At 67.6% G+C, this 12,613-nt stretch carries 14 protein-coding genes; all 14 read right to left on the reverse strand.

The annotated features are described in order from the left end of the window. Nucleotides 1-30: 30 nt before the first annotated feature. The 14 genes from AWR35_RS03610 to mutL all read right to left on the reverse strand — a co-directional run bounded on the left by AWR35_RS03610 (nucleotide 31) and on the right by mutL (nucleotide 12,592). Nucleotides 31-750: a DUF429 domain-containing protein gene (locus AWR35_RS03610; protein WP_197408121.1), complete on the reverse strand. Its 720-nt coding sequence runs from the start codon at nucleotides 748-750 to the stop codon at nucleotides 31-33. A gap of 109 nt (nucleotides 751-859) precedes the next feature. After that, nucleotides 860-1,207, reverse strand: coding sequence for a 50S ribosomal protein L19 (rplS, locus tag AWR35_RS03615; RefSeq protein WP_058574584.1), 348 nt, complete (start codon nucleotides 1,205-1,207; stop codon nucleotides 860-862). A 16-nt stretch (nucleotides 1,208-1,223) separates the two neighbouring features. Next, nucleotides 1,224-2,000: a tRNA (guanosine(37)-N1)-methyltransferase TrmD gene (trmD, locus tag AWR35_RS03620; protein WP_058574585.1), complete on the reverse strand. Its 777-nt coding sequence runs from the start codon at nucleotides 1,998-2,000 to the stop codon at nucleotides 1,224-1,226. Continuing rightward, nucleotides 2,000-2,521 (reverse strand): ribosome maturation factor RimM, encoded by a 522-nt coding sequence (rimM, locus tag AWR35_RS03625; protein ID WP_058574586.1) that lies wholly within the window; start codon nucleotides 2,519-2,521, stop codon nucleotides 2,000-2,002. Before rimM ends, trmD begins: the two co-directional genes overlap by 1 nt. 3 nt (nucleotides 2,522-2,524) lie before the next feature. Continuing rightward, nucleotides 2,525-2,791 (reverse strand): 30S ribosomal protein S16, encoded by a 267-nt coding sequence (rpsP, locus tag AWR35_RS03630; RefSeq protein ID WP_058574587.1) that lies wholly within the window; start codon nucleotides 2,789-2,791, stop codon nucleotides 2,525-2,527. A 204-nt stretch (nucleotides 2,792-2,995) separates the two neighbouring features. Beyond that, on the reverse strand, nucleotides 2,996-4,291 hold the full coding sequence (locus AWR35_RS03635) for an adenylosuccinate synthase (RefSeq protein WP_058574588.1): 1,296 nt from the start codon (nucleotides 4,289-4,291) through the stop codon (nucleotides 2,996-2,998). After that, nucleotides 4,284-5,474, reverse strand: a complete 1,191-nt coding sequence (locus AWR35_RS03640; RefSeq protein ID WP_058574589.1) for an ATP phosphoribosyltransferase regulatory subunit — start codon at nucleotides 5,472-5,474, stop codon at nucleotides 4,284-4,286. The genes AWR35_RS03635 and AWR35_RS03640 overlap by 8 nt, the downstream gene beginning before the upstream one ends. Before the next feature lie 151 nt (nucleotides 5,475-5,625). After that, the gene (locus tag AWR35_RS03645; protein WP_058574590.1) at nucleotides 5,626-5,808 is read right to left on the reverse strand and encodes a DUF2065 domain-containing protein; all 183 of its coding nucleotides are present in this window, start codon (nucleotides 5,806-5,808) and stop codon (nucleotides 5,626-5,628) included. 12 nt (nucleotides 5,809-5,820) lie between these two features. Then, nucleotides 5,821-6,723, reverse strand: a complete 903-nt coding sequence (gene hflC / locus AWR35_RS03650) for a protease modulator HflC (protein WP_058574591.1) — start codon at nucleotides 6,721-6,723, stop codon at nucleotides 5,821-5,823. Continuing rightward, nucleotides 6,720-7,862: an FtsH protease activity modulator HflK gene (hflK, locus tag AWR35_RS03655; protein ID WP_058574592.1), complete on the reverse strand. Its 1,143-nt coding sequence runs from the start codon at nucleotides 7,860-7,862 to the stop codon at nucleotides 6,720-6,722. The genes hflC and hflK overlap by 4 nt, the downstream gene beginning before the upstream one ends. A gap of 148 nt (nucleotides 7,863-8,010) precedes the next feature. Next, nucleotides 8,011-9,363 (reverse strand): ribosome rescue GTPase HflX, encoded by a 1,353-nt coding sequence (gene hflX, locus AWR35_RS03660; protein ID WP_058574593.1) that lies wholly within the window; start codon nucleotides 9,361-9,363, stop codon nucleotides 8,011-8,013. 5 nt (nucleotides 9,364-9,368) lie between these two features. Then, nucleotides 9,369-9,620 carry an RNA chaperone Hfq gene (hfq, locus tag AWR35_RS03665; RefSeq protein WP_058574594.1) on the reverse strand — a complete coding sequence of 84 codons (252 nt, stop codon included), beginning with the start codon at nucleotides 9,618-9,620 and terminating at the stop codon, nucleotides 9,369-9,371. 204 nt (nucleotides 9,621-9,824) lie between these two features. After that, entirely contained in the window at nucleotides 9,825-10,781 is a 957-nt protein-coding gene (miaA, locus tag AWR35_RS03670) for a tRNA (adenosine(37)-N6)-dimethylallyltransferase MiaA (protein WP_058574595.1), read from the reverse strand. Beyond that, nucleotides 10,781-12,592, reverse strand: coding sequence for a DNA mismatch repair endonuclease MutL (gene mutL, locus AWR35_RS03675; RefSeq protein WP_058574596.1), 1,812 nt, complete (start codon nucleotides 12,590-12,592; stop codon nucleotides 10,781-10,783). Before mutL ends, miaA begins: the two co-directional genes overlap by 1 nt. Between the last annotated feature and the right edge of the window lie 21 nt (nucleotides 12,593-12,613).

The following is a 12,613-nucleotide window of genomic DNA, read 5'->3' on the forward strand; positions in this document are numbered from 1 at the left end:
CGGGATTTCAAGCCCCGGCGCGGGACGGATTCAGAAGGTGATCCGCATCGGCAGACCATGGGAGTCGCGCGGCGGGTCGGCGGGGAGGCAGACACCCCGCCCCTCGACCCACCGGCGCGCACTCCAGAGCACGGCGAAGGCATCGAGCATGTCGTCCTCCTTGGCCCGCGTACCGGCCAGCTGCGCAACGACCGACTCGATCGTCGCCGTGCCGAACGCCTCCGCCACCAGCGCACGGCGGCGGTATATGCCGTCGATGCGGTGCTTGGAAGCCGGCAGCGGCTCGCCGTCGTTCATGGCGAGAAAGGAAAGCTCGGGGTGCACCTCGACCAGTTTCTCGCGCCAGGCGACCTGCTCGCCGAGCAGCCTGTCGACCTCGCGCACCCGGGGAAAGAGGTTCCACGCCTGCGCCGAGACGCCCTTCCCGCATGCCTCTCGGGAGACCTCGGATGCCTCGTGATGCGTAGTTGCCGCCAGCGCCGGGCGCAACGGGGCGGGAAACACCGACGACCCCCGTCTTCCCAGCCGGGCGCGAGCCGCCAGATCGCACTCGCGGGGCCCTCCCCCGGACAGACCGATCGGCATATCGATGCCCGCGAGCCCGACGGCATCGAATCTCTCCAGCAGGTCGACCAGCCGCGGCGCGACCTCCGCGCGCACCTCCTCGGGCGCGCCGGGAGCCTTCGGCTGTGCAACCGCTACCCAGCCGCCGGGGCAGCCGTCGATGCCGACGACCCAGGGAGCAATCACGCGGACACCGCCAGCGAACAAATCATCAGGTCGCCCTTATCCTTCCCCGCAAAAAACAAAACCCCCGTCACCAGCGGTGCGGGGGTTTGTCCGGTCAGTCGGGCTTCGATCAGCCCAGGCGCTCGCGGATGCGGGCGGCCTTGCCGGTACGACCACGCAGGTAGTACAGCTTGGCGCGACGCACGTCACCGCGACGCTTGACCTTGATGGCGGCGATCTGCGGGCTGTAGGTCTGGAATACACGCTCCAGGCCCTCGCCGTACGAGAACTTGCGCAGGGTGAAGGAGGAGTTCAGGCCGCGGTTGCGCATGGCAATCACGACGCCCTCGAACGCCTGCAGGCGCTCACGGTCGCCTTCCTTTACCCGGACATCGACGGAAACCGTGTCGCCGGGGCCGAACTCCGGCACCTCGCGGGTCATTTGATCGGCTTCGATTTGCTTGATGATCTCGTTCATTTTCCGCCACCTGTTATCAATCGCGTGTCTGTTGGCTGCCCGGGGTTTCATCGCGTCCCGCGAGCCAGTGTCTTTCCAGTGCCGCCCGCTCGCTAGCAGACGGCCCGTGTTGCAAAAATAGGTCCGGTCGTCGCCGGGCCGTGGTCAGCAGCGCCTGCTCGGCACGCCACCCGGCAATCCGTCGGTGGTCGCCACTCGAGAGCACCGCCGGCACGCCGCGGCCCTCCCATTCCGGTGGCCGCGTGTAGTGCGGGTGATCCAGTCGATCGGCCTCGAACGAGTCCTCGACCACCGACTGCGCATCCCCGACCACGTCGGGCAGCCGCCGGGCGATCGCATCGACCACCACCATCGCCGCCAGCTCGCCCCCGGAGAGCACCAGGTCGCCGAGCGAATACTCGACATCCACCCGGGAGTCGAGTATTCGCTGGTCGAAGCCCTCGTAACGGCCACAGACCAGCACCAGCGGCTGTTCCCGCTCGGCCCAGTCGGCAATCAGGTGCCGATCGAGCCGCTTGCCTTGCGGCGAGAGCGCCACGACCAGCGGTCGCGCTGCTCCGGCATCCGTCACCGCCGCGTCGATCGCCCCAGTGATGGGCCCGGGCTGCAGCAGCATGCCCGGCCCACCGCCGAAGGGGCGGTCGTCGACCCGACGGTTGCGATCGGAAGACCAGTCGCGGGGGTTGTAGCCCGATACGTCCAGTCGTTCTTTCTCGATCGCCGCGCGGACCATCCCGCACTGGTTCCCCGCCTCCACCAGCTCGGGGAACAGGGTCACCACCGAGATCCGCATCAGAACTCGGGGTCCCAGTCGACCTCGATACGCCGCGCGTCGAGGTCGACGCCGCGGATCACGTCGTCCGGCAGGAACGGAATCAGCCGCTCCCGGTCGCCGTCGACCACCAGCACGTCATTCGCGCCGGTTTCCAGCATGTCGCGCACCTGCCCGAGCGTCTGCCCCGACACGTGCACCACCTCGCAACCGATCAGGTCGCGCCAGTAGTACTCTTCCGGACCGGTCGGCGGCAGCGCGTCGCGTCCCACCACGATCTCGGCCCGGCCGAGCTGTTCGACGGCGGTGCGATCCTCGACCCCCGCGAACTTGGCGGTGACCCCCTTGGGGTGCACCGTCAGCTTCTCGATGCGCGCCGGGCGGGCCTGACCGCGGTCATCCCGCAGGTAGACCTCCCGGTAACGCTTGATGTTGTCGACCGGCCGGGTAAACACCTGCAGCCACACCCAGCCCTTGATGCCGTAGGGACGGCCCAGCTGGGCGATGACGACCGGATCGACCGGTCCCGTCGACGCCGTCACGCCTTACTCGGCGGCGGCCGTCGCCTGCTTCTTGCTCTGGCGGACCAGGGAAGCGACACGCTCGCTGGTCTGCGCACCGCGCTCCTGCCAGTAGGCGACGCGGTCCAGGTCCAGGCGCAGGCGCTCTTCCTTACCACGGGCGACCGGGTTGAAGAACCCGATGCGCTCGACGTACGAGCCGGCATCACGCGCATTGCGCTTGTCGGTAACAACGACGTGGTAGAAGGGCTTCTTTTTGGCACCAGTACGAGCCAGACGAATCTTGACCATAACGCTTAACGATTCCTGTTGGAGTAGTGACTGCCAGACTGCGTCGACGACGACGCCGGCCAGCCAGTTGACCGATCTCGCAGCCCCGGCAATTCACCGAGGGAAATTCAAGTGGCGCGATTTTACGGATTTTTGCGCAGAAATAAAGACCTGCGACCCACCGATTTTCCGGTGGGCTGATCCGGACGGGGTGGAATACGACGATCAGGCGTCGTACGGATCCCGCAACACGATGGTTTCCTCGCGGTCCGGGCCGGTGGAAATCAGGTCGACCGGCACGCCGGTCAGCTCCTCGATGCGATGGATGTAGTCGCGCGCCGCCTGCGGCAGGGCGTCGGCATCCTTGATGCCGACCGTGGTCTCCTGCCAGCCCGGCATGGTTTCGTAGACCGGATCGCAACGCGAATAGGTGTCGGCCGAGAACGGCGCGCTCTCGATGCGCTGACCCTCGATCTCGTAGCCGACGCAGATCCGCACCTCTTCCATGCCGTCAAGCACGTCGAGCTTGGTCAGGCACAGACCCGAGAGGCTGTTGATCTGCACCGCGCGGCGCAGCGCCACGGCATCGAACCAGCCACAGCGGCGCGCCCGGCCGGTGGTCGAGCCGAACTCGTGACCGCGCTTGGCCAGGCGCTCGCCGACCTCGTTCTCCAGTTCGGTCGGGAACGGTCCGCCACCGACGCGCGTGGTGTAGGCCTTGGTGATGCCGAGCACGTAATCGAGCTCCAGCGGGCCCACCCCGCTGCCGGTGGAGGCACCGCCGGCGGTGGTGTTCGACGAAGTGACGTACGGGTAGGTGCCGTGATCGATGTCCAGCAGCGTGCCCTGGGCACCCTCGAACATCAGGTTGCGGCCTTGCGCGCGCATCTGCGCGAGCGTGCCCGGCACGTCACCGACCATCGGCGCGAGGATCTCGGCCTGGGCGAGCAGACGATCGAGCGTCTGCTGGAAATCGATCGGCTCGGCACCGAAGTACTGGCGCAGCACGAAGTTGTGGTAGTCGAGTACCTCGCCGAGCTTCGCTGCCAGCCGTTCGCGGTGGAAGATGTCCTCCAGCCGGATGCCGCGCCGAGCCACCTTGTCCTCGTAGGCCGGGCCGATGCCACGCCCCGTGGTGCCGATCTTCTGCTCGCCGCGGGCGTGCTCGCGCGCCTTATCCAGGGCCACGTGATGCGGCAGGATCAGCGGGCAGGCCTCGGAGAGCATCAGGCGGTCGGAGGCCGGCACGCCGCGGGACTCGAGCTGCTCGATCTCCTCGATCAGCGCGTCGGGCGCGAGCACCACACCGTTGCCGATCAGGCACTTGACGCCTTCGCGCAGGATCCCCGAGGGAATCAGGTGCAGCACGGTCTTCTCGCCACCGATCACCAGGGTGTGTCCGGCGTTGTGCCCGCCCTGGAAGCGCACGACCGCGCCGACGTTCTCCGTCAGCAGGTCGACGACCTTGCCCTTGCCCTCGTCGCCCCACTGGGACCCGAGGACGACCACACTCTTACCCATGGTCCAATTCACCCGTTAGCTGCCAAGTTTGTGTCTGTCCGTCGTCGACGGCGGCCAGCTGCGGCGCGCCGTCGGGAATCGAATTCGTCGTGATCACGCGATAGCCCTGCTCGCGCAGTTCGGCCACTGCCCGGTCGAGGGCCGCCTCGTTGAGTCGCGCCGGTGCGTAGACCGTCTGCCGTTCGGGTGCCTCTTCGCTACCCTGGCCGAGCAGATCGCGCAGGTCGAGCGAGAAGCCCAGCGCCGGACGCGAGCGACCGAATACCTGACCGATATCGTCGTAGCGGCCGCCTCGTGCGATCTCGCGCCCCATGCGCGGCGAATAGGCGGCGTAGACCAGACCGGTCTGGTAGTGATAGCCGTGCAGTTCGGACAGGTCCACCAGCACCTCGCCGTCCACGCGCGCCTGGATCGCCTCGGCGACCGTGGCCAGCCGTTCGAGCGCGGCCTGCCCGTCGGCATCGAGCACATTGGACAGACGCGCCTTCGCCTTCTCCAGGGTCGCCTGCCACGGACCATGCAGGTCGCAGAGCGCCTCGATCGCCTCGACGGTCTTCGCCTCCAGCGACCAGCCGGTGAGCGTGTCGCGAATCTCGGGCACGGCCTTGCGGCTCAGCGCGTCGCGCAGCTGGTCCTCGCGGGCCTCGTCCAGGCCGGCGGCGCGCACCAGGGCGCGAAAGACGCCGACATGCCCGAGGTCCAGGGTCAGCCGCTCGCAGCCACCCACCGCCAGTGCCTCGGTCATCAGCGAGATCACCTCGACATCGGCCTCGGGGGCATCGCTGCCGAACAGCTCGGCACCCACCTGCATCGGTGCGCGCGAGCCGCCCAGACCGTCTGTCTTGGCGCGAATGACCGTGCCGATGTAGCACAGGCGGCGCTCGTCGACCGCTGGCAGGCTGTGCGCATCCATCCGTGCGACCTGCGGGGTCATGTCGGCGCGCACGCCCAGCTGGCGACCGGACAGGCCGTCGGTGACCTTGAGGGTGTCGAGGTCGAGATCCTCGCCCGTGCCGACCAGCAGGGTGTCGATGAACTCGACCATCGGCGGCACCACGAGCTCGTAGCCCCAGCGGTCGAAGGTCTCGAGCATGCGGGTGCGAACGCGCTCAATGCGGCGTGCCTGCGCCGGCAGGACCTCGTCGATGCCGGCCGGCAGAATCCAGGGGGACTGATTGCTCATGCTGTTGCTGGTTGCGAGTGATTCGTGGGCAGACGCGCCGCGGCCGACCGGAATCGGCCGTCACGGCACGGGCAAAACCCGCGTATTGTAAACGCCGCGCACAAAAAACCCCAGCCCGGGCTGGGGTTGTTCGACTGCAAGCGGACCGGGACTAGCCCCAGACCCACAATCCCAGGCCGAGCAACAGCACGGCCAGCGCGATGCCCCGCATGCGCGAGTCGGGGGTCAGGGCGATCTGTGCGACCGCCTGCCGGTAGGCCCGCGGGCTGATGAACGGCAGCAGTGCCTCGATGATCAGCACCAGGCCGAGCACCCGCAGCAGGTCGTCCATCATCCGCGCGAAGCCTTATCGGGCCGGCAGGGCACCGCCTTCCGACTCGCCCTCGCCGTTCGGCGACTGGAAGTAGCGGAAGAACGGGCTGGCCGGGTTGAGCACGAAGGTGTCGTTGCCGTTGGCGAAGACCTGATCGTAGGCCTGAATGCTGCGGTAGAAGGAGAAGAACTCCTCGTCCTGACCGTAGCTCTCGGCGTACGTCGCGGCCGCCGTGGCATCACCCTCGCCTCGGATCTGGTCGGCTTCGCGCTCGGCCTCCGAGAGGATGACCACGCGCTGGCGATCGGCGTCCGAGGTAATGCGCTTGGCCTGCTCTTCACCACGCGAACGGATCGCCTTGGCAACGGTGGAGCGCTCCTTCTCCATCCGCGAGTAGACCGATTCGCGCACTTCCTGCGGCAGTTCGATGCGCATGATGCGCACGTCGACAATCGCCAGACCCAGGCCCTCGATGTCCTGGTTGGTGGTCTCGATCACGTTGCGCATGAACAGGTCGCGATCCCCGGAGACCACCTCGGCGATGGTCCGGCTGGAGATCTGACTCTTCATGCTGTCCTTGACGATCTGGTTGAGCCGGCTCTCGGCCACGCCCTCCTGGCCACCGGTCGCCCGGTAGAAGTTCGCCGGATCGGTGATACGCCACTTGATGTAGTAGTCGACGATCAGGTTCTTCTTCTCGCTGGTCAGAAAGCGCTCCGGCGGCGTCGACAGCGACAGGATGCGCGTGTCGAACAGACGCACCGAGTTGACGAACGGCAGCTTGAAGTGCAGCCCCGGCTCGAAGTCGGTCTCGACGATTTCACCCAGGCGGAACTTCACGCCCTCCTGGTATTCGGCCACCTGGAAGGTCGCGGTCGCGTACAGGAACACGACCACGACGATCAGCGGCAGCAGCAGACGTGTCACCCAGTTCATTCGGACCCCCTCGTGCGCAGGCCGGAGCGGTTGTTGTTGGAGGACGTGTTCGACGAGTCACTGCCGAAGGTCTGTCCGGTGGTCAGCGACGGCACGGCCAGCGGCGCCGTGTTGCGGCTGTCCGCGTCCTGGGTGAAGTCCTTCTTCACGCCGGCCGGCAGATTGAGGATGTTGTTGGCATTGGCCGGGTCGACCACGATCTTGTTGCCCTTGGCGTAGATCTCGCCGAGCGTCTCGAGATACATGCGCTCGCGAATGATCGCCGGCGCGATGCGGTAGGACTCCAGCAGCGCGTCGAAGCGGGCTGCCTCACCCTGGGCCTTGTTGATCACGCGTGCCTTGTAGCCCTTGGCCTGCTCGAGGATCTGGGCGGCATCACCACGGGCACGCGGCACCACCTGGTTGGCGTAGGCCAGCGCCTCGTTGATGTAGCGCTGCTCGTCCTCTCGAGCCCGGATGGCGTCCTCGAACGCGGGCTGGACCGGCTCCGGCGGCTGGACGTCCTGCAGGTTGACCGAACGGACGATCAGGCCGGTCTTGTAGGACTCCAGCAGTTCCTGCATGCGGGTACGCACCGCATCGACGATCTCGACCCGGCCGTCGGTGAGGACGTAGTCCATGCGGCTCGAGCCGATTACCTCACGGGTCGCGCTCTGCATGACATCCTGCAGCGTGCCATTGGGATCGCGGACGTTGAACAGGAAGGACACCGGGTCACGAACGGTGAACTGACTCGCCAGGTCGACCTCGACGATGTTCTCGTCGTTGGTCAGCACGGACATGCTCAGTTCACGGTCGCGGTACTGGTCGACATTGACCGTGACCACGTCCGAGATCGGGTAAGGCGGGTGCCAGTGCGGGCCGGGGCCCGCGGTGCTGGTGTACTTGCCGAAGGTCAGCACGATGCCGCGCTGGCCTTCGTCGACAATGTAGATGCCCGAGATCAGCCAGCCGATCAGGACAATCCCGATGATGGCAAGGATCCCCTTGGACCCACCGGCATTGCCCATGCCGCCGCCTCCACCGCCGCCAAAGCGGTCCTTCAGGCGCCCGAGGGCATCGTCGATGTTGGGCGGTTTGCCCCGGCCACGAGGGTTCGACCAGGGATCCTTACCGCCACCCGGCTCATTCCAGGCCATGGGCATCTCCAGTGATTGCCGCCGGGGAGCCCGGCGGGAATGGGTATTCGATTCAGGTTGCCTCGCCCGTCCCGGCGAGCGGGCGCACAAGGCAGCGCCAGAGTGTAGTGCCCGCCGGCGGGCGAGGCAACCGCGTCGCCGCAGCCTGTCAGTGACGCTCGGCGCGCTCGGCCAGCACCTGCTCGAACGGCTCGGGCTCGGGCGTTGGCGGCGCATCGAGCACCATCTCCGCCAGCGTCGGCTCCTTCTTCAACAGCTGCCCCCAGCGGGCGACGGGCAGGACGATCTCGAGATGCCAGCCGCTCTCGTCGACATCCTCGCTGACGACCCCACCCTCACCCTGCAGCATGGCGTACAGCCGGCCATCAGCCATCGGGATGAACAGCCGGCGGCTGACGGTACTCGGCTCGAGCCGCTCGCCGAGGGCCTCGCGCAACTCATCCAGCCCGAGGCTTTCCTTGGCGGAGACCCAGACACGGGTCGGGGCTTCAGTCGCATCGCGGTCCACCCGCACGGCACCGTCCTCGAGCCGATCGATCTTGTTCATCACGGTCAGCATCGGCAGCTTGCCCGCACCGATTTCCTCGAGCACCGCTTCGACGTCCTCGATCTGCCGGTCACGTTCGGGCGACGAGGCGTCGACCACGTGCAACAGCAAATCGGCCTCGAGCGTCTCCTCGAGGGTCGAGCGGAACGCCGACACCAGCTCGTGCGGCAGGTGGCGGATGAAGCCGACCGTGTCGGCGAACACCACCGTCAGCTGCGGATTCATCTCGACGCGCCGCAGGGTGGTATCCAGCGTGGCGAACAGCTGGTTGGCCGCGAAGGACTCGGCGACGGTCAGGGCGTTGAACAGGGTCGACTTGCCGGCGTTGGTGTAACCGACCAGCGCCACGGTGGGCACATCGGACTGCTGGCGACCCTTGCGGCCCTCGGCGCGCTGCCGACGCACCCGGGCGATGCGCTCCTTGAGCTGCTTGATACGGCCGCCGAGAAGACGGCGGTCCATCTCGAGCTGGGTCTCACCCGGCCCGCGCAGACCGATCGAGCCGCCGCGCTGGCGCTCAAGGTGGGTCCAGCCGCGCACCAGGCGGGTCGAGAGGTGATTCAACTGGGCGAGCTCCACCTGGAGCTTGCCCTCGTGGGAGCGGGCGCGCTGGGCGAAGATGTCGAGGATCAGGCCGGTGCGATCCAGCACCCGGCACTTGACCAGGGCCTCGAGGTTGCGCTCCTGGGACGGCGACAGCTGGGCGTTGACGATCACCAGTTCCGCCTCGTGGGCGGCGACCATCTCGGCAAGCTCCTCGGCCTTGCCCTTGCCGATGAACAGCCGCGGGTCGGGCGTCTGACGGTTGACGGTGCTTTCGGCAAGTATCTCGGCACCGGCCGAACGCACCAGTTCGCGAAACTCGGACAGATCCTCGTTGGAATCCAGCGCCCGTTGCTCGACGTGCAGCAATACGGCCCGTTCACCGCCCTTGTGGCGTTCGAAGAACTCCATCGGGGTTATTCGTCACCCCCGCCTTCGCGCGCCTTCGGCTCGGGGTCGATATTGACCGGCCGGGTCGGCACGATGGTGCTGATGGCGTGCTTGTAGACCAGCTGGCTGACGTTGTTCTTCAGCAGCACGACGAAGTTGTCGAATGAATCGATCTGGCCCTGGAGCTTGATGCCGTTGCGCAGGTAGATGGACACGGGGATGTGTTCGCGACGCAACGTGTTCAGAAACGGTTCTTGCAGTGACTGGCTTTTGGCCATGGTTCTTCCTCTTTTGTTTCATCCGACCGATGCGGTCGGCCGGTCGGCCGTTCTCGGCGGCCTGTCGACAACCGGCACCCCCTGCCCGGCGGCAAGGACGTCTGGCCTGACCCGACGACATGGGGACAAGCCCGGCGTTTTCAATGCCGTATCGTCAAAAATGTAGTGTAGCGCGCCGGCACGGGCATGCACGTCCCGGCTCCTTCAAGATCGCCCCGTCTCGACAAAGTTCAGTATGCGTTCCTCCACCCGATCAGGCGCCTCGGCATCCATTGCCTGCCATTCCTTCGCGCCGCGCAGCCAGGTGCGCTGGCGCTTGGCCAGCTGTCGGGTCGCGGTGATCGCCCGTTCGCGCATCGTGGCCCGATCGGTCTCACCGGCCAGATACGACCAGGCCTGCCGATAGCCGACCGCCCGGACGGACGGCATCCCGGCATGCAGGTCGCCGCGCCGGTAGAGCGCCTCGACCTCGTCGAGAAAGCCCGCGGCCAGCATCGCATCGAAGCGTTGGGCGACCGCCTGCCGGGTATGCGCCGTGCTGCGGGGCCATAGCGCGATCGCCAGCACCCGCTCGCCGGCCAGCGGCGAGACCGGTGGATGCAGACGCTGCCATTCGGTCAGGCTCTGGCCGGTGGCCCGGTGGACTTCCAGCGCCCGGCCGATCCGTTGCGGGTCGGTGGCGTGGATGCGGGCAGCGGCCTCGGGGTCGACCTTGGCGAGCTCGGCGTGCATCGCCGGCCAGCCGACTCGCCCGGCCTCTTCGCGGACGGCCTCGCGCACGGCCGGCTCGGTCGGAGGCAGGCGCGAAAGACCGCGCAGCAACGCCTGGAAATACATCATCGTCCCACCAACGAGCAGCGGCACCCGACCGGCCGAGCGCGCCGCGCCGATCGCCTCGAGCACGTCGCGAGAAAATCGCTCGACGCTGTAGGCCTCGGCCGGGTCGCAGATGTCGACCAGCGCATGCGGGTAACGGGCCAGGAGCTCGGGCGACGGCTTGGCCGAACCGATGTCCATGCCGCGGTAGATCATCACCGAGTCGACCGAGATGATCGACACCGGCAGCCGGTCGGCCAGCCGCATGGCGAGCGCCGTCTTGCCGGATGCCGTCGGGCCGGCGATGGCGACGATCGGCAGTCGCTGCGAGGCGGCGTCCGTCATCACTGCCCCCGCATGAACCAGCGGTCGAGCTCGTCGATCGACAGCGTCCGCCAGGTGGGGCGGCCGTGGTTGCACTGGTCCGAACGCTCGGTGCGCTCCATGTCCCGCAACAGCGCGTTCATCTCGGCGATCGTCAGACGGCGGTTGGCGCGCACCGAGCCATGACAGGCCATGGTCGACAGGATCTCGTCGATACGCTCGTCGACGATGGCCCGCGGCACGGTGTCCTCGGCCATCGGCACCCGGCGCAGCTCGGCGAGCATCTCGCGCACCAGCGTCTCGATATCCGCCTCGCGCAGCATGGCCGGGACCTCGCGCACCCGCACCCGTTCCGGCCCGACCCGGTCGACCATCACGCCGGCCGCACTGAACGCCTCCTGCCAGGTTTCGAAGGCCTCGGCCTCGGCCGGCGACACGGCGAAGTCGACCGGGAGCAGCAGCGGCGCACCGGACAGCCCCTGCTGACGGTAGGCGCTCTTGAGGCGTTCGTAGGTGACCCGCTCGGCGGCGGCATGCGCATCGACGATCACCAACCCGTCGCGATTGCGCGCCAGGATGTATATCTCGCCCAGGTGCTCGACGGCGTAACCCAGCGGCGGGATCTCATCGTCGGCCGGCAGGGGCTCGGCCACGCTCGGCGCGCCTTCCTGACCCTGCTGGCCGTGGGCGAGCAATGAGAGGTAGCCCTGCGACGCCCGGCCCGAGGAAGCGGCCGGCGCGCTCGGGGCACTGAGGGTCGGCCCCGACGACGAACCGGCGCCCGCGGACGAAGCGAAGCCGGAACTCTGGACCGGCATCGCCACACCCTCCGGCGCGATGCCGCCCGGGGCGGCCAGCGCCCGGTGCACCGTCTGGAACAGGAAATCGTGCACGCTGCGCGCGTCACGGAAACGCACCTCGGCCTTGGTCGGGTGGACGTTGACGTCCACCGCCGCCGGGTCGAGCGTGAGCGAGAGCACGTAGGCGGGATGCCGGCCGTGATGCAGCACGTCGCTGTAGGCACGTCGCACGGCATGGGCAATCAGGCGGTCGCGGACCACCCGGCCGTTGACGAAGAACAGCTGCTGGTCGGTGGAAGCCCGGGCGTACTGCGGACTGGCCACCCAGCCGGTCAGGGCGAAGCCCGACGCGGCCGAGTCGATCTCGCGGGCCTGATCGAGAAAGCCGCGCCCGAGCACCTTGGCAATCCGCGCCTCGATGGCATCGTCATCCGCCGCCGGCAGGTCGAGCACGGCCTTGTCGTTATGGCTCAGGCGGAAGGCGACGCCCGGGTTGGCCAGGGCAAGCTTGCGCAGCAGCTGGTCGACATGGCCGAACTCGGTGCGCTCGGTCCGCAGGAACTTGCGGCGTGCGGGGACATTGAAGAACAGGTCGCGCACGTCGACCAACGTGCCCGGCTTCGCCGGCGTGGGACGCGGCTCGTCGAACACGCCCGGCGCCAGTTCCCAGCCGTGGTCGATGTCGGTAGTGCGGGAAACGAGACGCAGCCGGGAGATGGACTGGATGCTCGCCAGCGCCTCGCCGCGGAAGCCGAAACTGGCAACGGCCTCGAGATCGTCGAGATCGCGGATCTTGGAGGTTGCGTGCGGGGCGATCGCCAGCGGCATCTCCTCGGGCGTCATGCCGTGACCGTTGTCCCGCACCGAGAGCTGCTTGACCCCGCCGGCGACCACCTGCACCTCGATGTGATCGGCACCGGCGTCCAGTGCGTTCTCCACCAGCTCCTTGATCACGCTCGCCGGCCGCTCCACCACCTCGCCGGCGGCGATCTGGTTGACCAGGGATTGGGGCAGTTGGCGGATTGCGGGCATGGGACTCCGACGGGGAAAACC

It is taken from the genome of Guyparkeria sp. WRN-7 (genome assembly GCF_001641825.1).
GTDB lineage: Bacteria > Pseudomonadota > Gammaproteobacteria > Halothiobacillales > Halothiobacillaceae > Guyparkeria.

Bases quoted from the DNA above. Each gene is read 5' to 3' on its own strand.
- rplS (WP_058574584.1), bottom strand. From the start codon at position 1,207: ATGAACGAGATCATCAAGCAAATCGAAGCCGATCAAATGACCCGCGAG.
- trmD (WP_058574585.1), bottom strand. From the start codon at position 2,000: ATGCGGATCTCGGTGGTGACCCTGTTCCCCGAGCTGGTGGAGGCGGGG.
- rpsP (WP_058574587.1), bottom strand. From the start codon at position 2,791: ATGGTCAAGATTCGTCTGGCTCGTACTGGTGCCAAAAAGAAGCCCTTC.
- AWR35_RS03635 (WP_058574588.1), bottom strand. From the start codon at position 4,291: ATGGGTAAGAGTGTGGTCGTCCTCGGGTCCCAGTGGGGCGACGAGGGC.
- AWR35_RS03640 (WP_058574589.1), bottom strand. From the start codon at position 5,474: ATGAGCAATCAGTCCCCCTGGATTCTGCCGGCCGGCATCGACGAGGTC.
- AWR35_RS03645 (WP_058574590.1), bottom strand. From the start codon at position 5,808: ATGATGGACGACCTGCTGCGGGTGCTCGGCCTGGTGCTGATCATCGAG.
- hflC (WP_058574591.1), bottom strand. From the start codon at position 6,723: ATGAACTGGGTGACACGTCTGCTGCTGCCGCTGATCGTCGTGGTCGTG.
- hflK (WP_058574592.1), bottom strand. From the start codon at position 7,862: ATGGCCTGGAATGAGCCGGGTGGCGGTAAGGATCCCTGGTCGAACCCT.
- hflX (WP_058574593.1), bottom strand. From the start codon at position 9,363: ATGGAGTTCTTCGAACGCCACAAGGGCGGTGAACGGGCCGTATTGCTG.
- hfq (WP_058574594.1), bottom strand. From the start codon at position 9,620: ATGGCCAAAAGCCAGTCACTGCAAGAACCGTTTCTGAACACGTTGCGT.
- miaA (WP_058574595.1), bottom strand. From the start codon at position 10,781: ATGACGGACGCCGCCTCGCAGCGACTGCCGATCGTCGCCATCGCCGGC.
- mutL (WP_058574596.1), bottom strand. From the start codon at position 12,592: ATGCCCGCAATCCGCCAACTGCCCCAATCCCTGGTCAACCAGATCGCC.